Source organism: Roseimicrobium gellanilyticum (genome assembly GCF_003315205.1).
GTDB classification, from domain to species: Bacteria; Verrucomicrobiota; Verrucomicrobiia; order Verrucomicrobiales; family Verrucomicrobiaceae; genus Roseimicrobium; species Roseimicrobium gellanilyticum.
In genome coordinates this window covers 15619-36962 of sequence record NZ_QNRR01000014.1, presented here as the reverse complement: position 1 = coordinate 36962, position 21344 = coordinate 15619, and the positions used below count along the sequence as shown (strand labels likewise).

Here is a 21344-nt window from a genome sequence, read left to right as displayed (position 1 = left end):
TGGGCAACCGCAGGCCGCACATTCGCCATCCGCTGAGAGGCATGCGGGGTGCGTCAGCAACGGGCTTGGATGGACTCTACAAAAAACCGGGTGGCTTCCGAAGCATCATCTTTGCGCCAGGCGACTCCGAAAGAGAAACCGGAGTTCGGGGCATCGAGAGGCCGGGTGTTGAGTCGTGCTCCAGCGAGTTTTTCAAAACCTACCTGCACGAGGGCAATGCCGCAGCCGGATTCGACTGCAGCGATCAGGCTTGTGGAGCTGTCGTATTCGGCCACGATTTTCGGCGAGGGGCGGACCTTCTTGAGGATCCCCTTCAGCCATACGTGATATTCGGGATAGTCGGATTGGCTGTAGGCGAGGATGCTTTCCCCGGCCAAATGGACGGGGAGAATGGAGTCCAGACCACCGAGGGGATGGGAAGTAGGCAGGGCCACGCCAGGACGGAAATAGATGGCCTCCTCATAAATCAGCCCACCCAATGCGGGCGTGGAGGGGCGCACCAGAAGCGCGGCATGAAGGGTGCCATCCCGCAAGCCTGCAAGCATGCCTTCTGTGGACAGGTCATGGATCTGCACATGGACCCGGGGATGCTTCTCCTGGAAGAGTTTGATGGCGCGCGGAAGGAGTTCCACGGTCAGAGAAGCTGCGTAGCCAATGTGGATTTCTCCCTGGTGTCCCATCGCAAACTCCCGGACAGATTGCGTGGCCAGCTCTGCTTGTTTGAGGGTCGATCTGGCGTTTTTCAGAAAGACGCGGCCCGCTTCGGTCAGCCGGACTGAGCGCGCGTTGTGTTCGAAAAGCGGCACCCCCAGCTCAAGTTCGAGATCGCGAATCTGCCTGCTGAGGGCGGGCTGTGCCACGTGCAACTTTGCTGCCGCGCGAGTGATGTTTTCCTCCTGAGCGACGGCCACAAAGTATTTAAGATGCCGCAGTTCCATCGGGGTCAGCATACCTGCCGGGCATGGTGAGGGAAACAAAGAAGTATTTTGCCGGATGCAATTTTGCCCGGTATTTGCGGCCTTACCTCGAACCTTCAAAGGAGACACCATGAGCCAATTCAAATACAACCGCCTTGATAAAGCCAACGTTGCCGTCCTGCTGGTGGATCACCAGACGGGCCTCACCAATCTCGTCCAGGATTTTTCTCCGGATGATTTCAAAAACGGGGTGCTCGCGATGGCCGATATCGCCGAGTACTTCAAGCTTCCGACCATCCTCACGACCAGCTTTGAGGATGGCCCCAATGGTCCGCTGGTGCCTGAGCTCAAGGAGAAGTTCCCCAAGGCGCCCTACATCGCCCGGCCGGGCAACATCAATGCCTGGGACAACGAGGACTTCGTCAAAGCGGTGAAGGCCACGGGGAAAAAGCAATTGCTGATCGCCGGTATTGTGACTGAAGTTTGTGTGGCTTTCCCCGCGTTGTCCGCGTTGGAGGAGGGGTATGAGGTCTTCGTGGTCGCGGATGCGTCAGGCACTTTCAACCAGACCACCCGAGAGGCAGCGTGGCTGCGCATGCAGAGAGCAGGGGCACAAATGATGACATGGTTTGGCGTTGCGTGTGAATTGCACCGAGACTGGCGCAACGACATCGAGGGGCTTGCGACGCTCTTCTCGAACCATCTGCCGAGCTATCGCTGCCTCATGCAGAGCTATGACGCAGGCAGGAAAGCGGGCAAACGCTGAGTCCATGCAGGCTTTCCAGATCCCGCACTTACCCCATCAGCTACTACCATGAGTGCTCCGGCAAACTTCAATGGTACCAAGCCGGTCATCGATGCAGCCAACGCAGCCATGTTGCTCATCGATCACCAGAGCGGTCTCTTCCAGACTGTCAAGGACATGCCCATGACAGAATTGCGTGCCAATGCCACCACGCTGGCAAAAATCGCCACCCTGGCGAACATGCCCGTCATCACGACGGCCTCAGTGCCACAGGGGCCCAATGGACCCTTGATTCCCGAGATCCACAAGTATGCGCCTCATGCGAAATACGTGGCCAGACGTGGAGAAATCAACGCATGGGACAACCCGGACTTTGTCGCTGCGGTCAAGGCTACGGGTCGCAAGCAACTCATCATCGCGGGTACGATCACCAGTGTGTGCATGGCCTTCCCTGCCATCGCGGCAGTGCATGAAGGGTATCAGGTTTTTACTGTTGTGGATGCCTCCGGCACCTACTCAAAGATGGCCCAGGAAATCACCCTCGCCAGGGTGGTGCAGGCGGGGGTGGTGCCGATGGATACCGCAGCGGTGTGCTCGGAAATCCAGAAGAGCTGGAACCGTCCTGACGCTCAACAGTGGGCCGAGGCGTACAGTGCAGTCTTCCCGCCGTACCAGCTGCTGATCGAGAGCTACCTGAAGGCACAAGATGTGACGAAGAAGGGTGAGGTTCTCGACTCACAGCGCTGAGCCGGGAGGAGCTTCCCTGCGCGTTGACCCCGGAATGGCGGAGCCGCTCCCACGGCGGCTCCGCTTTCATCTGAAGAAAGGAAGGATAGCGTCATGCGCCGCCTGGAACTTTTCATTGCGGAGGCCTTTGCGTGGGCAGCGATGGCTGCCGGTGTGTGGGCGGAGGCGGAGCGCCCCGTGTTCAAGTCGTTGCGCTACGATGAAGACTATTCTTTTTTGAAGGATCCGGCCGAGCGCTCTGGCTTTTGGGATGGGGTCAAGTACCTGCCGGTGGCGGATGAGCACGCAGGCTTCCTTTCATTTGGAGGAGAGTTACGCGAGCGCTTCGAGAGTTACGAAAACGAGTTTTTTCGCACCGCTCCAGATGCGGACAATGCGTACCTGATGCAGCGTTACCTGTTGCACGCGGACTATCACGTCTCCGACAGGTTCCGCATCTTTGGACAGCTGCAGAGTTCGTTGGAGGATGGACGTCCCGGTGGCCCGCGTGCCACGGACCGGGACACAGCGGATCTGCATCAACTCTTTGCTGATGTTGTGATCTTCACCAGGGACGAGCGAAGTCTGACCATGCGTGTGGGCAGGCAGGAGATGTCCTACGGCTCTGAGCGTCTGATCAGTGTCCGCGAGGGAACCAACAGCCGGCGGGCTTTTGACGCCATACGGCTTCTCTACCGGCAGGGTGAAAGCAGTGTGGATCTCTTCTTCTCCAGTCCCGTTGAAGTGGATCCCGGGGCCTTCGATGACCAGCACATTCGCGATCTCTGGTTCTGGGGCGCATACGCTACGATGCCCTTCCCTTCATTGTCCGGCATCAAGCTCGACCTGTATTATCTGGGGGTGGACAACCCGCGAGCCAGATTCAGCCAAGGCTCCGGCCGGGAGGAAAGACACACGCTGGGCGCGCGTTTTTTCGGGACCCGGGGACGATGGGATTTCAACCATGAGGCCCTCTACCAGTTTGGCAGGTTCGCAGAGGGTGACATTACTGCATGGTCCGTGGCCACGGACCATGGATACACGTTGTCTCATCTCTGGGGCCGACCGCGCCTTGGATTGAAGGCCGCGATTGCGTCAGGTGACCGCGATCGGGCCAGTCGTGATTTACAGACGCTCAATCCTCTGTTTCCCCGTGGCAACTACTTCACGGAGGCGTCCCTGCTCGGACCGCAGAACTTCATTGACCTGCACCCCTGTCTCCGGCTTCAACCCGCGCGGAACTGGACGGTGGATCTCGGAAGTGATTTCTATTGGAGGGAGAGCAGGGAGGATGGGATCTACACCCCAGGTGGGGGAGTCATCTATGAGGGGAATCCCTCGTTTTCACGATTTGTAGGTACAGACCTCTCGCTCGCGGTGACCTGGCAGGCCACCCGCCATGTCCAGGTGGCGGCCGCCTACACCCACTTTTTTGCGGGTAGCTTCATTCGAGAAAACGGAGGGGAGGACGTCGACTTTGGAATGATCTCCGTGAGCGTAAAGTTTTGACCGGAAGGGGCGCTTTCATGTCCCGACCGGGCGCTACGACACGAGACAGGGAGGCGAAATCCTCCCCGGTGTCCTGGCTGTTTCGTGAAACACTCCTACCGCCGGCCTGCCTTGCGTTTGGCCAGCACGCGGCGTGATTTGGCTGCCGGGCGCTTGGCGACCGGCTTGCGTGACGGGGGCCGCTTGCTTGCGGAGGCGGACTTCGCTTTCTTCAGTCCGCCGTGGCCATTGTGCGTGGTCTTGGCAGGTGCGGGCGTGGCGTCAGGAGCAGGGCTGGCTTCGATGCCCAAGCTGGCTTTGAGTTCGCGCAGTTCCTTCTCCACCTCGGCGAGGCGGCGGGAGGTGGCCTGGAGGCGTCCGGCGGTCACACGGGCGATGAATTCGTACAGGGCGGCGTAGAAGGCGGGGTACTCATCCCGTGGCTTCACGTCCTGAAGAAACTTCTGGTCGACCGCAAGGCAAACGGTCGACTTGGCGGCCACCACCGAGGCGGAACGGCGGTCGTCGTTGACCACGGCCAGCTCACCAAACACCTCGCCCGGACGCTTGATGGTCGCGAGCGTCTTGCCGTCCTTGCGCACGTCCACGACGCCGTTGAGGAGGATGTAAATGCGCGAATCGACCGCCCCTTCCTGGATGATCACATCCTCAGGTTCGCAGTGGATATAACTGCTGGAATTGAGGACGTCGTCGAGCTGCTCGTCGCTGAAGGACTCCAGAAACGGGACCGTGCGCAGGCTGTCCGGCACCTGTCCGTGTTCATGGATGAAGGCGTATTCTTTCATGTCGTATGTGATTGTGGCAAAGAAGGGGCCATAAGGGAAGCACGCAGTTCGGCCTCTTTGCAAAATTGTATTCAGGTGGATGACGCGTGATGATGACAGGTGTGGACAGGGAATGTTCAACTTCACGGAAAGTTGTGAATAAGAGGCTGTCCGGGGTTGCTGGTTTACTGCTTTATGGAGCAAGTGTTCAAGCAACTCGTTTGCCAAGCGGGACAGCCCTGCTAGTTTTTCGTCCGCAATGAAACCACTGAGTCGATTCCGCCGGTTTGTTCCCGTTCTGCTTCTACCTCTGGCAATCTCCCTGAGCCAGTGCGGGAAGAAAGAAGACCCCGCCACCCCAAAGGCAGCCGACGGTGGAACGCCGGGATCGCCTTCCGCGCCAGCCAGGACGGAGCCTGCAAAGGCAGCCTCGCTCGTGGACCATGCCGCCAAGCTCGGTTTTGCCGCGAAATTGCCGGCGGACACGGAGCTGTACATCGGTTCCGCGCAGCTCAAGAAGCATCTGGAGAACATCAAAAAATCCTCCTGGTGGAAGGATCTGAGCGCACTGGTGGAGGACAAGACCCCGGCTCCAGCCGCGGGTGAGAAGGCACAGCAGCTCGCCCTCGAAGTGTGGGGCGATGATATGTTCATTGCCGGTGGGCAGGGCTTTGCCCAGGACGCGGAGCTCCTCCGCGATCTCAACCGCCTCTACAATGAGGTGTACTTCAAGCTCATCCTGTCTGGCAGCACAGCCAGCCTCCAGACGGACGGAGCCGCGCCCTCGAATCCTCTGGCGATGGTGCAGCCCCTGCTGACTGATCAGGCCAGCCTGGAGAAACTTGGCCAGTTCATCTCGAAGTTCCAGCTGCCCTCGATGATTGCCGGTGTGAAGACCGACAAGGGACCGGAAGTCATTGCCGAATTGTTCAGTGAAAAATCCCTGAAGAACAAACCTGCGGAGATCGAGATCTCTGATCTCAAGACTCCAGATGGACATGCCTTCAAGGTTATCACCATCGACATGAGCAAGGTGATCACCGAGGAGAAGCAGAAGGAGATGCTGGAAGGCTTCGCCAAGATGCTTCCCGAGCCTGCCCAGAAGGCCTTGACCAAGGCCCTTGCGGATGTGCGCTCCAAGAAATTCGTCTTCGTTGTGGGTGCCGTGGAGGGGTACCTGCTCCTGGCGACCGGCAAAAGCCTGGACCACGTGAAGTTCGCCGCGGATCCCTCCAAGTCGCTTCTGTCCAAGCCTGAGATGGCCTGGCTGCTGCCGTACGCACAGAAGGATCTGACCGGTCTGGTGTACTCCACGGCCGCCACGATGAGCGCACTGCATGATGACCAGCCGCTGGTGCCCATGCTGCGCGGTGGGGTGGCTGCCCTGAAGGACAGCGAAATGTTCAAGCCCATGGGCGAGGCGCTGGAGAAGCAGATCGATGAAATGGCCGGCCTCGAGAAGAATGTGTACGCCCGTGAATTCACCAGTGTCGCTGGTGTGTCCTGGTGGGAAGGTGGCGCCCTCAATGCCGAATTCTTCGGGGGTGCGCGCAACCGCTTCATGACGCTGGGCAAGCCGCTCAGCTTCGCCGGGCTCGTGGAACGCCCCGGTGTGGTCTTTGGCATCGCCTACCACCGCAATCCTGAGTATGAGAAGGCGGTCCGTCTCTGGATCGAAAAACTCGTGAGCATCGCCTATACTGGTGCGCAGCAGCTCGTGCAGGCCGGCATCGCAGGTCCGGAAGGCGGCCAGCAGTTTGCCCTGTTTGAGATGATGCTGCTTCCCACCATCAAGGAAGTGTATCAGGCCGATCGCCAGATCGATGAGAAGGGTCTGGGCAGCCAGTTTGCCGCGCTCCTCGACGTGAATGGCCAGATGCCGTCCCTGCCCGGCGTGACGCTCGAAGATTCAAAGAAGATGAAGTTCCCCCGCCTGACCATGGTGTCGGAAGTGGCGAACCGCGGTGAAATTGCTTCCGGATGGGCCACCATCAGCAAGACCATCACCAACTTCGCGACCATCGCTACCTCGATGATGGGCAAGGGTGCCGAAGGTGGGGCTCCTCCCCCGATTCCCACGCCGGAAAGTACCGAAGCCAACGGCATGACGACCTGGTTCTACAAGAACGAGATCTTCAACGGTGACCTGTACCCGGTGTCTTCCATCAACGACAAGCTTCTGGTCGTGAGCACCTCGAAGCCTGCCGCGGAGTCCCTGACAGCGGATCTCGCCAAACCTGCCGCGAAGGTGGTGGAAGGCTGTGTGTGGCGCCTGGACATCAGCGCCCTGGCAGACTGGATCGCCGATGCCTCGGCCCTGTCTCCCACGCAGACTCCCGAGCAGATCAAGGAAGTGCGCCAGAACCTCAAGTGGGTACAGCCCTTCCACGCATTGCAGGGACACATCTTCCAGGAGAAGGATCAGCCGCGCGTCTCCCTCAAGTGGGAGTTGAGTGACGTGGTCTCCTTTGATTGATTGGATGCCCGACAGCGACGCCGGTCGGGGCAATGAGCTTCTACTCCAGTTTTGACACAGCGACGGTATCGTCCCGGTCAGCGCACCCGGACGATCACCGCACGCCGTTCCAGATTGACCGCGACCGCATCCTGCACAGCGCCGCTCTGCGGCGTCTGCAGGGCAAGACCCAGGTCTTCTACTCCTTTCTCGTCGGGGAGTATGATTTTTACCGGACCCGCCTGACGCACTCGCTGGAAGTGGCGCAGGTGGGTCGTTCCATCTGTGCCTGGCTTCAAAAAAGCAGCGACCTGCTCCAGGGCAGTGACGGCATCGACACGGATCTGGTCGAGGCCACGTGCCTGGCGCATGACTTGGGCCACCCGCCGTTTGGCCACACTGGCGAGCGGGCCCTGCATCACCTCATGATGCCGTATGGCGGATTCGAGGGGAATGCACAGACTCTTCGCCTTCTTACACGCACCATCTTCGGCGAGGGCCGCGAAGGCATGGATCCGACCCGGGCGCTGCTCGATGGTGTGATGAAATATAAGACACTGTATCAGGAAGTGCCTGATGCAAAAAATCACTACCTCTATGACGAGCAGTCGGAGGCACTGGACTTCGTGCATGGGGACCAGCCTTTTCCCGTCGAGCTCTCGCCCGGAAAGGAACGCAACAGCTTCCGGAGTCTGGAGTGCCAGATCATGGACTGGGCGGATGACACCGCGTATTCGATCAATGACTTGTCGGATGCCATCCAGCGGGGGTTTATCACGGCTTCCAAGTTGGAAGCCTGGGCCGGAGCAAGCAAGCTTGATGACGTGGAGGCCGGCCAGGTGGAATTCCTTCTGAAAGCCATCCGCGAGGGCAAGGTGGAAGGCAGGCTGGGGCGCGGCATTGGAGAGCACATCCGTGCCTGCTCGCTGGAGATCCGCGGCAATTTCATGAGCGAGCTTTCGCGTCGCTATCGCTATGAACTGGTGGTGGATCCTGCGATGGAAAAACGTGCGCGGCTCAACAAGCGGATTGCGATGGATCTGGTGTTTGAAACACCCCAGCTTCACCAACTCGACTACAAGGCGGAGAGCGTGCTCAAGCGCTTGTTTGAAGTGTTGGAGGAGCGGTACATCAAGCGTGACGGTTCACGCGCCTGGCACTTCCTGCCGCAGACGGTGGAAGTCGCGCTGGACCGCGAGGACGATGAAAAGGTCCGTGCTCGTCTCGTGTGTGATTGGATCGCGAGCCTGACCGACCGCAACGCCTACCGCGTGCACCAGCGCCTCTTCGACGTAGGCGCCGGGATGGGTGAGTTTCTCTAGTCCAACTCGGCGAGCGAGAACGACAGGGTGTTTCGCAGCGCAGGAGGCAAGGTCATCCAAAGGAGCGTGGACACTCTTGTCCGCCGTTCTGTAGCGTGGCGAGCTTTCTTGCGCAGAAGCTGGAGAGTCATCTTCCAGAAGCAGCTGGTGGTCTGTGGCCTTGCCTGCCGGATGAAAGAGCGTGGCACATCAGGGGCAGCGGACAAGAGTGTCCGCGCTCCTGTGGGATGCGCGTTCACGCAGCAAGACTGACTTCAAATTTGCTCAGATAGCCGCAACACCATCGCACGCTCGCGTCCTTCGCGGCCGGGATAGGCGGCGTTCGGTACCCAGGTGTCAAGGAGCTCAAAGCCTGCCTCACGCCACAAGGCCTCCAGCTCTGCCACGGAAATGCCGAAGGGTGGACCGGTCTCTCCGGGATCCATCTCCGGATTGATGAAGAACACGCCGGCGACCATGCCATTCTTCTTCAGGGCAGAGCGGACGGCCTGCACATAGGCCTCGCGCATGGTCGGATCGATGGCGCACAGGCAGGTGTGCTCCCAGACCAAGTCAAAGGCGCCGAGAAGCTCCGGGGGCAGATTGAAGACGTCCAGCAGGCGGTAGCTGGCGAGGCCCCTGGCATCCACCGCAGAGGCCTTCTCGATGGCCAGTGGGGCGATATCCGCGCCCAGCACCGGTCCGCAACCCTGCTCCGCCAGCCAGCGGGCGTCGTGTCCCAATCCGCAACCGGGGACAAGGGTGTGACCGCTGAATACTTCGGGGTGCTTGGCATGCATCTCAGTGAGCACCGGTGTGGGCAGACCTTTCTCCCACGGTGTCTCGCCGCGTTCATACATTTCGTTCCAATTCATGAGAAATTAGGGATTTCGAAGTAACTGGTTTCGGGCTACAAGGACTCATGCCGCCGCGCGCCGCCATTCACAACGGAATCATCACGGTGGTGATTCTGTTTTTCATGCTGCTCCTGGCCATGCTGCTGAAGGCGCGATACCGCCTGCACAAAGAGCCGGTGAAGGCCATTCCCGTAGCGGAGGCGGTGAAAGCACCCAAGGCGATTCCTGTGGCCGTTCCTCTTGAGGAGCAAGTGCAGGAGGCGCGCGCCTACCGGCAGGGAGAGTGGTGGGTGCTGCCGGATCCCAATCTGGTGCCGGGAACAGCGAATGAAGCGGACACCTTGCGCATCCGTAGTGGGCCCAAGGAGGATGTGTTTGTGTTGTATTTCGTGGACGCGGCGGAGGTCTTTGCCTCACGGCCCAAGCGCCTGCGAGACCAGGCTGCGTTGTTCGAGAATCCGTCAACGGACGCCGTGCTTTCCGCTGGGGTGAGTGCGATGAAGTTCGTCTCCAGTCTACTCACGCAAAACAAGTTCAAGGTCTACACCAAGTGGGAACGCGTGCCGGGTGCCGAGCGCTACTACGGCTTCGTCACAGTAGAGCTGGAGCAGGGAAAGCACTTCGATCTCGGGGAGTTGCTGGTGCGTAAGGGCTATGCGTCGCCACGAGGCCACCAGATCTCCGGATTGCCCGCGCCGCTTCCAAAATCTGACCAGTACGTGCTCCAACTGGGCAAGGCGATGGGCCAGGCAAAAGCCGAGCATGCCGGTGCCTGGACGAAGGCGGAGTGAATGGTCCTGGTGAGGAAGGCTTCAGGAGGATGTAGGAAGTGCAGTTTGCGCTTTCCCCCCGTGAGATCCCGACGCTAGACTCGCCGGAATGTCTCAACCCGCTCCCGTCACCCGACTTCGCGATCTTACTCCTCATCAAAAGCGCTCCGGACTGGCGGCGTGGCTCGGCTGGCTTTTCGACGGCCTGGACATGCATCTGTACACGCTGGTGGCGACTCCCTTCGTGGCGCTGCTCATGCATCTGCCGCAGACGGATCCCAGCGTGGGACAGCATGGCGCCATCATCAATGCGGGTTTCCTCGTGGGCTGGGCGCTGGGCGGGGCTTTTTTCGGGCGCGTGGGTGATTTGCTGGGGCGCAGTCGGACGCTGGTGCTCACCATCCTGGCGTATGCATTGTTCACCGGGTTATCCTTCTTCGCGCAGGAGTGGTGGCACCTGCTCATCTTCCGCTTCCTCGCCGCGCTGGGCATTGGCGGGGAGTGGGCCGTGGGCGCTTCGCTGCTGTCCGAGACATGGCCAAAGTCCTGGCGTCCCTGGATTGCCGCGACGCTACAGAGTGCGGTGAATTGCGGCGTGCTGCTCGCCTGTGGAGCGGGCCTCCTCTTGAGTAACAGCGAGCCCCGCTGGATCTTCCTCGTGGGCATCTTCCCTGCCTTGATCACCCTGTGGATTCGCAAGGCGGTGCCGGAGACGGAGGAGTGGGAGCATGCCCGTACCAATGCCACGGAGAAGCCTCCGGGATTGGGTGCTCTTTTCGGGCCCGCAGTACGCAGCACGACGTGGCGTGTATTGACCATCTGCGCCATTTCGCTCACCGCACACTGGGCCTTCATGTTCTGGCAGCAGGCGCACATCCGGAAGCTGCCGGAAGTGCTGGCCATGACGGATGCCGAGCGCAACCACGTCGCCGCCGTGGCGCTCTTCTGGATCATGATCGGCAGCATCATCGGTAACTTCATCGCGGGCGCGTTTGCGAAATTGATGGGCTTCCGCAATGCCATTGTGCTCATGCTGGCCCTCTACTTTGGAGCGATGTGGATGTGCTTCCACACGCCGCGTGGTTATCAGGATACGCTGGTGTGGTTCGGCATCATCGGCGCGTGCCAGGGCGTGTTCGGCCTCTTCACCATGTGCCTGCCACCTCTCTTCCCCACACTGCTGCGCACCACGGGGGCAGGGTTCTGCTACAACTTCGGCCGCATCGTGGCGGCGGGCGGGACGGTCTATTTCGGGCTCACGGCCGCTGGTAAAATTGGGGACGTGCGTGAGGCGCTGCTCTATGCCGGCTGGCTCTTTGCCCCGGCTGCCGTGGTGGCGATGCTACTGCCTGAGGAGAAGGCGGGGCCTGCCGAGGTGGAGGGGCCTGTGGATTAGGGGTGGAGGGGGCACAGCCTGTGATTGATCTCGCATTTGCGGGGACTTGAGGTAGATCTTCGCGCATGAAGCCGCCAGGGCCTTTGACCCGCCTGTTCTTCTGGCTATCGGGAGCCAGTGATGAAAGCCTCGCCGAGTGCCCTGCGTGGGAGCGGCGGAAGTACGTGGCCTTTGGCGCCACGGTGTTGGTGCCAAGTGCCTTTGCCGCCGTGGCTGCGGCGTATGCCCTCTCGACGCTCACGGATGACTGGCGCGTGATTGCCGCCGTGTCGCTGGTGTGGTCCTTCATCATTCTCACGGTGGACCGGGCCCTGCTGGCCACTTACCGCGCCTACCAGAGCTTCTTCCGCAAGCTGTCGCAATTCAGCCTGCGCATCGTGGTAGCCGCGTTGATGGGCCTCTCCATTTCGCACCCGCTGGCGCTCCTTCTCTTCCGCGACACCATCAATACGAGCATCGAAAAACAACGGGATGCCGACATCTCGGCGGCGAGGAAGGAATTTGAGACGAACAAGAAGGCGGTCGAAGCGAAGATTGCGGCGCTCGATGCCGAAGTGGCAACCCAGCGCAAGCAATGGGATGAGACCTTCAACGCGAAGTTCCTCGTTCAGGAAGCCCTGCAAGGCGCGGCGAAACCGATGACTGCGGAGGAAGCGAAGGCCAAGCAGGAACTCGACAAGAAGATTGCGGATGCCACTGCGCCGAGTCGTGAAAAGATCACCACCATTGAAAAGGAGATCACCTCGCTGAATGAACAGGCCACGAAGCTGCAAGGGGAGTTGGATTTCTGGCAGAAGGAATTCGAGCGTGAACTCAATGGGCAGCGCAGTGGCATCATCGGTCTCGGACCGCGTGCCAAGAGCATCCAGGCGGATCAGCTCGCGTGGCGTCGTGATGAATCCAAGCGCCTTTCTGGTTTGCTGGAGTCCTTCACCAGCCAGCTCAGCCAGCTTCGCGCGGACGTGGCCAGCACCGAGCAGTCGCTCACCTCGCAAGCGGAAGTCGCGGCTGCGGAGGCGCTCCGCAAGTCCCAGCTCGAGCAGCAGCGCCTGGAAGGTCTGAAGCAACAGGTGCAGCAGCAGCAGGCGGATTCGTTCGTGGAGCAGCAGAATGGCATCCGTGCCACCCTGCGTGCCCAGATTGATGCCAAGCTGGAGCAATCCAAGAGTTTCGCCGGGGAGCTCACCAAATTGCAGCAGGACGAGCAGGCGCGCGTCGATGCCATCCGTGCGGAACCACGCCGCGGTATCCTCACGCAGACCAAGGCTCTGCACGCCCTCTTTGAGAACGATGCCGAGGGTGGCCAGTTCGCCTTGATCGCTTATGCGGTGCTGACGGCGCTCTTCATGCTGGTGGATACCATCCCGCTGGTGGTGAAATTCTTCTCCAAGCCGGGTCCCTATGACACGCTGCTGGATCAGGATGAGACTCGTTTCGACAAGGAACGTCTGGCCTTCCTCAAGAGCTACAACCGCTACATGGAAGGCCTCTCGGAGGGGCGCCTGCTGCACCTCACGCGGAACAAACCGCTCGAACACGCGCTCATCGAGGGCGTGGATCGCTCACGCGCGGCGAAGGAATTTCTGGAACACCTGCTCGAACTGGAGCGCGCCTTCGACGAACGCATCCGCCGCGAACGCGAGCTGGTTGCCACGCAGGAGGGTAGCAAAGCCGCGATGGTGGAAGAGATGGCCCAGGCCTTTTACCGTGACATGCGCCGGCGCATGGAACTCTTCTTCCATGAAGAGACGCCTTCACGAATCAGTGCGTGATGAGCGATTGCTGAACATGTGAGCAAAAAATAAGGCCGCGCCTTTCGAGCGCGGCCTTTATCTTTGAAGGCAGTCAAATCGATATCACTCAAGGCACCCGGAAGAGCTCTCCATTGCGCGGATTGCGCACGAGCTGGCCCGCCTTGAAGTCGCCGACATCCACCATGTTCTCCGGAGTCTTCGCGACACCGGGAGGGTAGACGAGGCCCTTCTTGCCGGGCACGGGCGAGGCGTATTGTACCTCGGTGGAAGGCGCCGGGGTGGTGGTGGTTTTCGGCGTGGTTGTGGTGGGAGGCAGGGTGTTTTCCTTCAAAGCACCTTCCTTGTTGTTCGGCAAAGGCTGCGGAGGAGATGCTGGCGTGCGAGCGGCTTCCTGCCGTGGCTGTGTGCTTTTCTTGGAAGTCGGAGGGGTCGGGGGCATGTCCGAAGGCTGGTAGTTCCGGGCGGCTTCACGGGAAGCTTCTTCGCGGCGAAGCTGCTCTTCGCTGGTCCAGCCACCTGGGCCTTCCGGAATGTCACGCGGAGCGATTTCACGCATGTCGCGCTCCTGTGACGGGGGTAGTGGTCGCTGGTTTTGCGGTGGGCGTGGGCCGCGCCGATCATATTCGTCCGGATAGAACTGTCCGTCCCACTCGCCATTGGGACCGTAGTCACGTCGGGGGCGGCGGAGATCCTGTTCCTCCATCGGCTGTTCGTCATTGAACACACGCTGGGCACCGCGCTTGATGCCACGACCAATGCCGTGGATAAACCCACGGACATCACGAATCACTTCACTGGGAGGGGGCGGTAGGGGGATGCGAAAGCGGTCTTCGGCCGAGGCGGTGACCGCAGGCAGGGCTGCGGTCGCAACCATGATGGTGAGAAGGCCCCGCAGGGTGCGGCTTTGGTGATTCATGGCAGGCGTTGGGTTGGGGGTGTAATCAGGGGTAAAAAGAGATCGTTCGGGTTCGACGGCGCGGATGCGTGGGCTATTCGGCGCCCCGGAGTGATTATTGACCTGAATTTCCAGAATAAAGCGTCCACGCCGGGGTCCCCGCTGGCAAATGAAATAACGGAGGGCCTCCGGCAGGCCCAGATCCACTGCATTCCATAATGACGATATTCAAAGAATGGTTCATAATTGCCTCAAAGCCAAAGTTCCCTCGCATTGCCAAAGATAGGAGGCATGTTCCCTTGTGAAGCCTGAAGTGCTGTTGCTGGCACCATTGCCGGACCTTCTGCTCGCGCCATTGAAGGAAGAGTTCGTCTGCCATGACTGGCACCAGTCAAAGGACAAGGACGGCTTGCTCAACAGGCACGGGGCGAATATTCGTGCCATCATCGGAGCAGGCGGAACGACCTATCACCTGTCGCTGCTCAGGGATCTTCCCTCTTTGCAGATCATCTGTGTATTCGGTGTTGGTTATGACGGCGTGCCGCTCGACTACTGCAAGCAGCGCGGCATCCGGGTGACGAATACCCCCGATGTGCTCACAGAGGATGTGGCGGACATTGCGCTCGCGCTGGTGCTTATGACCTCGCGCAAGCTTGTTCCGGCGACAAAATTCCTCCAGGCCGGGCTTTGGACGCGGGGGAATTTCGAGCTGACTACCAAGCCGGGGGGGAAACGAGCGGGCATCCTCGGGTTGGGACGCATCGGGAAGGCTATAGCGCGTCGACTTGAGGCGATCGGCATGCAGGTGGGTTATTGCTGCCGTGAGAAGCAACCCAACGTGTCCTACCAGTATTTCTTCTCCCCCGCTGAGATGGCGGCCTGGTGCCACTACCTCATTGTGGCGTGCCCGGGAGGCGAGCAAACCAAGAATCTGGTGAATGCGCAGGTGCTCTTCGCCCTGGGTTCGGATGGCACCTTGATCAACATCGCGCGGGGATCTGTGGTGGATGAGAATGCGCTGATCAGTGCGCTGCAGGGCGGATTCATCAAGGGCGCGGGACTCGATGTGTACGCTGAGGAGCCGTATGTGCCGAAGAAGCTGCTGAAGATGGAGAACGTGGTGCTGCTCCCTCACGTGGGCAGCGGGACCATGGAGACCCGCAAAGCCATGGCGGATCTGGTAGTGGCCAATCTCACTGCCTACTTCAATGGCAAACCGCTTCCCACGCTGGTGCCAGAACTGGCGTGATAGGGGGTGATTGAGCGGAGGTGAGGGGGGCGTGGTCAATGCCTTGGACGTCTTGTTTTTTCCTCGCCTCTGGCAACGTTCTCACGGAAGTTTGAGTCATGATCATCGGTGTACCCAAGGAGATCAAACCACAGGAAAACCGTGTCGCGTTGCTGCCCAGCGCTGCCTATCAGCTCATCAAGCGGGGACATCAGGTGGTGGTGGAGTCGAATGCGGGATTTGGCTCAGGCTTTCCAGATTCGGAGTACGAGCGGGCCGGTGCTGAGGTGGTGAGTACGCACGCCGAGGTGTTTGCACGGGCGGAATTGATCGTGAAAGTCAAGGAGCCGCTGCCTGAGGAGTACCCCTTGTTGCGACCGGGGCAGATCCTTTTCACCTACCTGCACCTCGCTGCCAGCAAGAGCCTTACGGAAGGCCTGCTCAAGTCTGGAGCCACCTGCATTGCCTATGAAACCGTGGAAGTGAATCGCCGGCTGCCATTGCTGGAGCCCATGAGTGAGATCGCGGGGCGTATGAGTGTGCTGGTGGGCGGTTACTTCCTTGCGAAGCACGAAGGCGGGTGCGGGGTGTTGCTGGGCGGTGTGCCTGGCGTGCTGCCGGGAAAGGTGGTGGTGATTGGGGGTGGAACCGCAGGTGTGAATGCCGCGCGTATGGCCACGGGTCTGGGCGCGGATGTGACGATTCTGGAAGTAGACGTGGAACGCATGCGCTTCCTCGATATCACGCTGAGCACCGCACACACGCTGTACTCCAATCAGGCCCACATCCTCGACATGCTGCCGGATGTGGACCTTCTCATTGGAGCCGTGCTGGTGCCCGGATCGAAGGCACCGAAGCTCATCAATCGGGAAATGATGCGCGTGATGAAGCCGGGAAGCGTGTTTGTGGACATCGCAATCGACCAGGGCGGCTGCGCGGAAACTTCGCGGGCTACCACCCACCAGGACCCCATCTATGTGGAGGAGGATGTGATCCACTACTGCGTGGCAAACATGCCGGCGGCTTACGCGCGCACCGCCACCCAGGCGCTCACCAACGTGACGTACCGCTACATTGAGACGCTGGCGGATCATGGAGTGCCAAAGGCCTTCAAGCGTGACCCGAACCTGCTGGGCGGGCTGAATCTTTTCGAAGGCAAGGTTACTCACCACGCCATTGCCGAGGCGCATGGCCTGGAATTTTTTGATTACAAAGCTGCTGTGGGATTGTAAGGGTCGCCCATGTCCCGAGCATCCCGTCGTACCTTCCTCAGGCAGTCCGCACTCGCGGGCGGTTCGTTTTTCATCTCCAAGAGCCTGACTTCCTGCGGGGGTGAGGGCGGTGGCTCAAGCGCGAATGATGTGATCAATGTCGCGGTGGTTGGTTTCCGCGGACGCGGGGCGGAACACATCAAATCGTTCTCCGAAATCAAAGGCGTGCGTGTCGCGGCATTGTGCGATCTGAACCCGGCCGTGCTGGCGAAGCAGGCAGATGCCTTCAAGGCGAAGGGCCAGGAGGTGCAGACGTATCAAGACATCCGCAAGCTCCTTGAGAACAAGGACATCGATGCCATCAGCATCGCCACACCGAATCACTGGCATGCCTTGGCGGGTATCTGGGCCATGCAGGCGGGCAAGGATGTGTATGTGGAGAAGCCCGTCTCGCACAACGTGTGGGAAGGGCGGCAACTCGTGAATGCTGCGCGCAAGTACAATCGCATCGTCCAAACCGGGTCACAGATCCGCAGCAGCTACAGCATCCGGGATGCCGTGCAGTGGGTGAAGGCGGGGAACCTCGGCAAGATTAAGATCGCCCGTGGTCTGTGCTACAAACGGCGCAAGAGCATCGGCAAGGCCAAGGGGCCGCTGCCGGCACCGGAGGGCGTGGATCTTGATTTGTGGTTTGGCCCCGCGCAGGTGGTGCCCGTCCATCGCAAGAAGCTGGACTACGACTGGCACTGGCAGTGGGCCTACGGCAATGGTGATCTGGGCAACCAGGGCGTGCACCAGGTGGACATTGCCCGGTGGTTCCTTGGGGAAAATGACATCGCTCCCCGCGCCTGGAGCTTGGGCGGACGTCTGGGCTATGAGGATGATGGTGAGACGCCGAACACCCAAATCATCTACCAGGCCTATGCCGCTGCACCGCTCATCTTTGAAGTGCGCGGACTTCCCAAGACCAGGGAGGCTGAAGTGGAAAAAGGCGCGGAGAAGAGCACTGAAAAGATCAAGGATGGCGCGGACATGGACAACTTCATGGGCGGCCAGATCGGAGTCGTGATCCATTGCGAAGGCGGTCACGTGCTCGTGCCGAATTACGATAGCGCCATTGCCTACGACAAGGACGGCAAGGAGGTGAAGAAGTGGGATGGTGCGGACAACCACTTTGAAAACTTCATCAAGGCGGTGCGCGGCCGGAAGCGTGAAGACCTCAACGCAGAAGTGCTGGAGGGGCATATCAGCGCGGCCCTGTGCCATACGGCCAACATCTCCCAGCAGCTTGGCGCCAAGAAGAGTGTGGATGAGATCAAGCAGGCCATCAGCGCGGATGCCGGTGCCGGAGAAACCTTTGACCGGATGCTGGCACACCTGCAAGCGAATGGGGTCGACTTGAACGCCACGCCGCTGACCTTGGGTCCCGTGCTGAATTTTGATCCGAAATCGGAGAAGGCTGTGGGCAATGATGCCGCGGCGAAGCTGCTTACACGTGAGTATCGCGCGCCCTTCGTGGTGCCGGAGATCACGGTGTAGCCACCCGCTGCGCGTTGTCGCCTCGAAAGGGTGGGCGCCATTGGACCGTAGTTTGTCGCTTCAGATACCATGCGACAACTGCGGTCATTTTCGTTTCTACAGGCCCTTCCTGCCACATTGATGTACATGGCTGGCAGCGGCCTCGTCCAGGCAGCACCGCTTATGTTTGAGAGGGATATCCGCCCTATTCTCAAGGCACATTGCTTTCACTGCCACGGTGAGGAGAAGGAGATCAAAGGCGGTCTCGATGTCCGCCTGAAGCACTTCATGGAGAAGGGTGGCGATAGTGGACCGGCCATCGTTTCGGGGGATCCGCACAATAGTCTGCTGATTGAGCAGCTTAAGAGCGGTGACATGCCCAAGGGTGGCAAGAAGCTGCCGGAAGCGGAGATTGCGAAGATCGAGCAGTGGATTGCCGAGGGCACGAAGACGCTGCGGACTGAGCCGGCGGTGCTGGTCCCGGGAACGGTGATCTCTGAGGAGGAGCGGGCGTACTGGGCCTTCCAGCCAATCAGGCGGCAGAAGGCACCGACGAGCGAATATGCGAATCCGGTGGATGGCTTTCTGCAGGCGAGGCTCACGAAAGCAGGACTGGCGTTTTCACCAGAAACGGATCGAGTCACCTTGATTCGACGTGCCTCGTTTGATCTCACTGGTCTGCCGCCGTCTGCGGAGGAAGTGGAAGCTTTTGAAAAGGACACTCGAGTCGATGCCTATGAAAGGTTGATCGATCGGCTGCTGGAGTCTCCGCAGTATGGCGAGCGCTGGGGCCGCCACTGGCTGGACGTGGCGGGTTATGCGGACTCTGAGGGATACAATGACGAAGATACGGATCGCGATGACGCGTGGCGCTACCGTGACTATGTGATCCAGGCGCTCAATGAGGATCTGCCCTTTGATGAATTCATTCGGGAGCAGCTTGCCGGTGATGAGATGATTCCTTCGCCCCCGGTGAATCTCACGTCGGATCAGACGCGCAAGCTGACAGCGACCGGCTTCCTCCGCATGGCGCCGGATGGCACGGGGACGGAACGCATGGACAAGGATCTGGCGAAGAACGCGGTCGTCACCGAGACGGTGAAGATTGTGAGCAGTTCCTTGATGGGGATGACTGTCGGCTGCGCGGAGTGCCATGATCACCGGTTCGATCCCATCCTGCAGAAGGACTTCTACCGGTTGCGCGCCATCTTCGAACCTGCGCTGGACTGGAAGCAATGGCGCGAGCCGAGACAGCGGCGCATTTCCCTGCTCACCACGGAAGAGCGTGCAACGAGCGCGGAACTGGAGAAACAGGCGGTCGAGGTGGAGAAGGAACTCCAGGCAAAACTGGTAGAGCTGCGCGATTGGGTCTTCGAGCAGGAGGTGAAGGCGCTTGCGCCGCAGCTGCAGCTGAAGTGCCGCGAGGCTGGACTGGCGTTTCAGAAGGATGTCAAAAGCCTGACCGCGGAGCAGAAGAAGCTGGTGGAGGAATACCCCGGCATCAAGGTCACGCCTTCTGTGGGCATCTTGAATCTCTTCCTCAACAAGTATGGTCGTGAGAATGACCTGAAAAAGATGCAGGATGACAACGCCGCGCGCGCGGCTGCCATCCGGGCGAAGAAGCCGCAGGAGAACTTTGTCCGTGTGCTCGCTGAGCCTGTGGCGTACGGCAGCAAGACGACCGTCCCTGTGACCCAGGTCTTCATGCGGGGGAATCGTGAGCTTCCGGGAGATGCTGTAGGACCGGGAGATCTCACCGTGCTGAGTCCGGATAAGCCCATCGACTTCCTGGCTGATGATCCGGCGGTGCCGGGCACAGGACGCCGACTGGCTTTTGCGAAGCACCTCACCAGTGGGAAACACCCGCTGCTGGCGCGTGTGCTGGTGAATCGGTTCTGGATGCACCACTTCGGCCGCGGTCTGGTCAATACGCCGGGTGACTTCGGTCATCAGGGGGAGAAGCCAAGCCATCCCGAGCTGCTGGACTGGCTTGCCAATGAGTTCATGTCCCAGGGATGGAGCCTGAAGAGGCTGCATCGTCTGGTCATGACTTCCGCCGCGTACCGGCAGAGTTCGAAGAAGACACCCACAGGCGAGGCGCGTGATCCGGCGAATGCTCTTCTCTGGCGTTATCCGGTACGTCGCTTGGAGGCCGAAGTCATCCGCGACGCGACGCTGGCCGTGTGCGGCACGCTCAATATCCAGCCCGCCGGTCCGCCGGTGCCGGTGCGCGTGGATGAAAACAACCAGACTGTCGTGGGCTCAGACAAGCCGCTGCTGCCGGATCAATTGTTCCGCCGCAGCATCTATGTCACGCAGAAGCGCTCTCTGCCTGCGCAGGTGCTGGCCGTCTTCGACGCGCCGCAAATGGAACCCAACTGTGAACTGCGCAACAGCTCCACGGTGGCACCGCAGTCCCTCCTGCTCATGAACAGCGCCTTCGTGGTGGAGCAGGCGGATTTCCTCGCGAAACGGGTGCGTGCGGAAGCTGGTGGTGATGTGCGCAAGCAGGCGGAATTGGCGTGGCGACTGGTATTCGGGGTGCCGGATGCGGCCACCGAAGTCGATTCGCTGGCCTCCTATCTCACGGAACAGGCGAAGGTCCTGAAGGGAACCAATGCTACCGCAAAACCCGAGGAACTGGAGCGGCGTGCCCTCGCAAGCCTGTGCCAGGTGCTGCTGGGCTCGAACCGGTTTCTCTACGTGGAATAGGTTGGCTGATCTATTCAGACCCGTTGAAAACCTGGGTAACGACGACTCCGCTTTCTCCTCTAAAATAGCACACGGGTGGCGCACGCAGATTGTGCTCGACACGGACTGCAGTTCCATGGCGTAATCACAGCATGAAGTCCTCTGCCATCTCCTCCGAGCCGGTCAATGTGGGTTTTCAAATCGCTCCGATGATCGATGTGGTGTTTGTCATCATGCTGTTCTTCATGGTGATGGCGAACTCCGTGAAGATGGAGCGGCATCTCTCCTTCGGTCTTCCGGCCCCTGGCCCTATCGTGGGTGAGCGTCCCGCGCTGCCGCCCACCGAGCTGGACGTCGTGATTGCGGAGGACGGTATGGTGATGATGAACGAGGAGCAATACGACGCCGTCGGACAGAAGGCGATGCCTCTGTTCACTGCCGCCCTCCAGCGCATCTCTGCGGACGCGGTAGCGCGCGGGGACAAGGTGCTCGTGACCATTCGCGCTGAGGAACAGGCTTCCTATGAGCGCATCATCGATGTGATGAATGCGATGTCCAAAGCGAAGCTCGCGAACGTGACGTTTGCGGTGGGCGAGGAGTGAGAGCC

At 60.1% G+C, this 21344-nt stretch carries 17 protein-coding genes; 13 read left to right on the top strand and 4 right to left on the bottom strand.

The features are described from left to right. Positions 1–53 precede the first annotated feature (53 nt). Positions 54–950 (bottom strand): LysR family transcriptional regulator, encoded by an 897-nt coding sequence (locus tag DES53_RS27385; RefSeq protein ID WP_170157460.1) that lies wholly within the window; start codon positions 948–950, stop codon positions 54–56. 97 nt (positions 951–1047) lie between these two features. Between DES53_RS27385 and ycaC the strand changes: the two genes are divergently transcribed. The 3 genes from ycaC to DES53_RS27370 all read left to right on the top strand — a co-directional run bounded on the left by ycaC (position 1048) and on the right by DES53_RS27370 (position 3897). Beyond that, positions 1048–1683 (top strand): isochorismate family cysteine hydrolase YcaC, encoded by a 636-nt coding sequence (gene ycaC, locus DES53_RS27380; RefSeq protein WP_113961529.1) that lies wholly within the window; start codon positions 1048–1050, stop codon positions 1681–1683. 48 nt (positions 1684–1731) lie between these two features. Continuing rightward, the gene (locus DES53_RS27375; RefSeq protein WP_113961528.1) at positions 1732–2409 is read left to right on the top strand and encodes a hydrolase; all 678 of its coding nucleotides are present in this window, start codon (positions 1732–1734) and stop codon (positions 2407–2409) included. Between the two features lie 93 nt (positions 2410–2502). Next, on the top strand, positions 2503–3897 hold the full coding sequence (locus DES53_RS27370; protein ID WP_113961527.1) for an alginate export family protein: 1395 nt from the start codon (positions 2503–2505) through the stop codon (positions 3895–3897). A gap of 95 nt (positions 3898–3992) precedes the next feature. Here the strand turns inward: DES53_RS27370 and DES53_RS33260 are convergent, their stop codons facing one another. Continuing rightward, positions 3993–4682 (bottom strand): cyclic nucleotide-binding domain-containing protein, encoded by a 690-nt coding sequence (locus DES53_RS33260; protein WP_170157459.1) that lies wholly within the window; start codon positions 4680–4682, stop codon positions 3993–3995. A 238-nt stretch (positions 4683–4920) separates the two neighbouring features. On the opposite strand from DES53_RS33260, the gene DES53_RS27360 reads away from it, so the two are divergent. Together DES53_RS27360 and dgt are read left to right on the top strand one after the other, a co-directional pair. Beyond that, positions 4921–7137: a hypothetical protein gene (locus DES53_RS27360; RefSeq protein WP_170157458.1), complete on the top strand. Its 2217-nt coding sequence runs from the start codon at positions 4921–4923 to the stop codon at positions 7135–7137. Between the two features lie 32 nt (positions 7138–7169). Beyond that, positions 7170–8438, top strand: a complete 1269-nt coding sequence (dgt, locus tag DES53_RS27355) for a dGTP triphosphohydrolase (RefSeq protein ID WP_113961524.1) — start codon at positions 7170–7172, stop codon at positions 8436–8438. A gap of 254 nt (positions 8439–8692) precedes the next feature. On the opposite strand, the gene DES53_RS27350 is transcribed toward dgt, so the two are convergent. Further along, positions 8693–9292, bottom strand: coding sequence for a methyltransferase domain-containing protein (locus DES53_RS27350; RefSeq protein WP_113961523.1), 600 nt, complete (start codon positions 9290–9292; stop codon positions 8693–8695). Positions 9293–9339: 47 nt separating this feature from the next. Here DES53_RS27350 and DES53_RS27345 point away from each other — a divergent pair, with 47 nt between their 5' ends. From DES53_RS27345 to DES53_RS27335, 3 genes are all read left to right on the top strand, one after another. Then, entirely contained in the window at positions 9340–10065 is a 726-nt protein-coding gene (locus DES53_RS27345) for a hypothetical protein (RefSeq protein WP_113961522.1), read from the top strand. 88 nt (positions 10066–10153) lie between these two features. Then, positions 10154–11440: an MFS transporter gene (locus DES53_RS27340; RefSeq protein WP_113961521.1), complete on the top strand. Its 1287-nt coding sequence runs from the start codon at positions 10154–10156 to the stop codon at positions 11438–11440. Positions 11441–11505: 65 nt separating this feature from the next. Next, positions 11506–13212 carry a DUF4407 domain-containing protein gene (locus tag DES53_RS27335; RefSeq protein WP_113961520.1) on the top strand — a complete coding sequence of 569 codons (1707 nt, stop codon included), beginning with the start codon at positions 11506–11508 and terminating at the stop codon, positions 13210–13212. An 88-nt stretch (positions 13213–13300) separates the two neighbouring features. On the opposite strand, the gene DES53_RS27330 is transcribed toward DES53_RS27335, so the two are convergent. Further along, entirely contained in the window at positions 13301–14110 is an 810-nt protein-coding gene (locus DES53_RS27330) for a hypothetical protein (protein ID WP_113961519.1), read from the bottom strand. Positions 14111–14390: 280 nt separating this feature from the next. On the opposite strand from DES53_RS27330, the gene DES53_RS27325 reads away from it, so the two are divergent. The 5 genes from DES53_RS27325 (at position 14391) to DES53_RS27305 (ending at position 21339) form a co-directional block, all read left to right on the top strand. Then, positions 14391–15338 (top strand): 2-hydroxyacid dehydrogenase, encoded by a 948-nt coding sequence (locus DES53_RS27325; RefSeq protein ID WP_113961518.1) that lies wholly within the window; start codon positions 14391–14393, stop codon positions 15336–15338. A 98-nt stretch (positions 15339–15436) separates the two neighbouring features. Beyond that, the gene (gene ald / locus DES53_RS27320; RefSeq protein ID WP_113961517.1) at positions 15437–16549 is read left to right on the top strand and encodes an alanine dehydrogenase; all 1113 of its coding nucleotides are present in this window, start codon (positions 15437–15439) and stop codon (positions 16547–16549) included. Between the two features lie 9 nt (positions 16550–16558). Next, the gene (locus tag DES53_RS27315; protein ID WP_113961516.1) at positions 16559–18067 is read left to right on the top strand and encodes a Gfo/Idh/MocA family oxidoreductase; all 1509 of its coding nucleotides are present in this window, start codon (positions 16559–16561) and stop codon (positions 18065–18067) included. Positions 18068–18136: 69 nt separating this feature from the next. Continuing rightward, on the top strand, positions 18137–20758 hold the full coding sequence (locus tag DES53_RS27310) for a PSD1 and planctomycete cytochrome C domain-containing protein (protein ID WP_170157457.1): 2622 nt from the start codon (positions 18137–18139) through the stop codon (positions 20756–20758). Between the two features lie 131 nt (positions 20759–20889). Further along, entirely contained in the window at positions 20890–21339 is a 450-nt protein-coding gene (locus DES53_RS27305; protein ID WP_113961515.1) for an ExbD/TolR family protein, read from the top strand. Positions 21340–21344 lie beyond the last annotated feature (5 nt).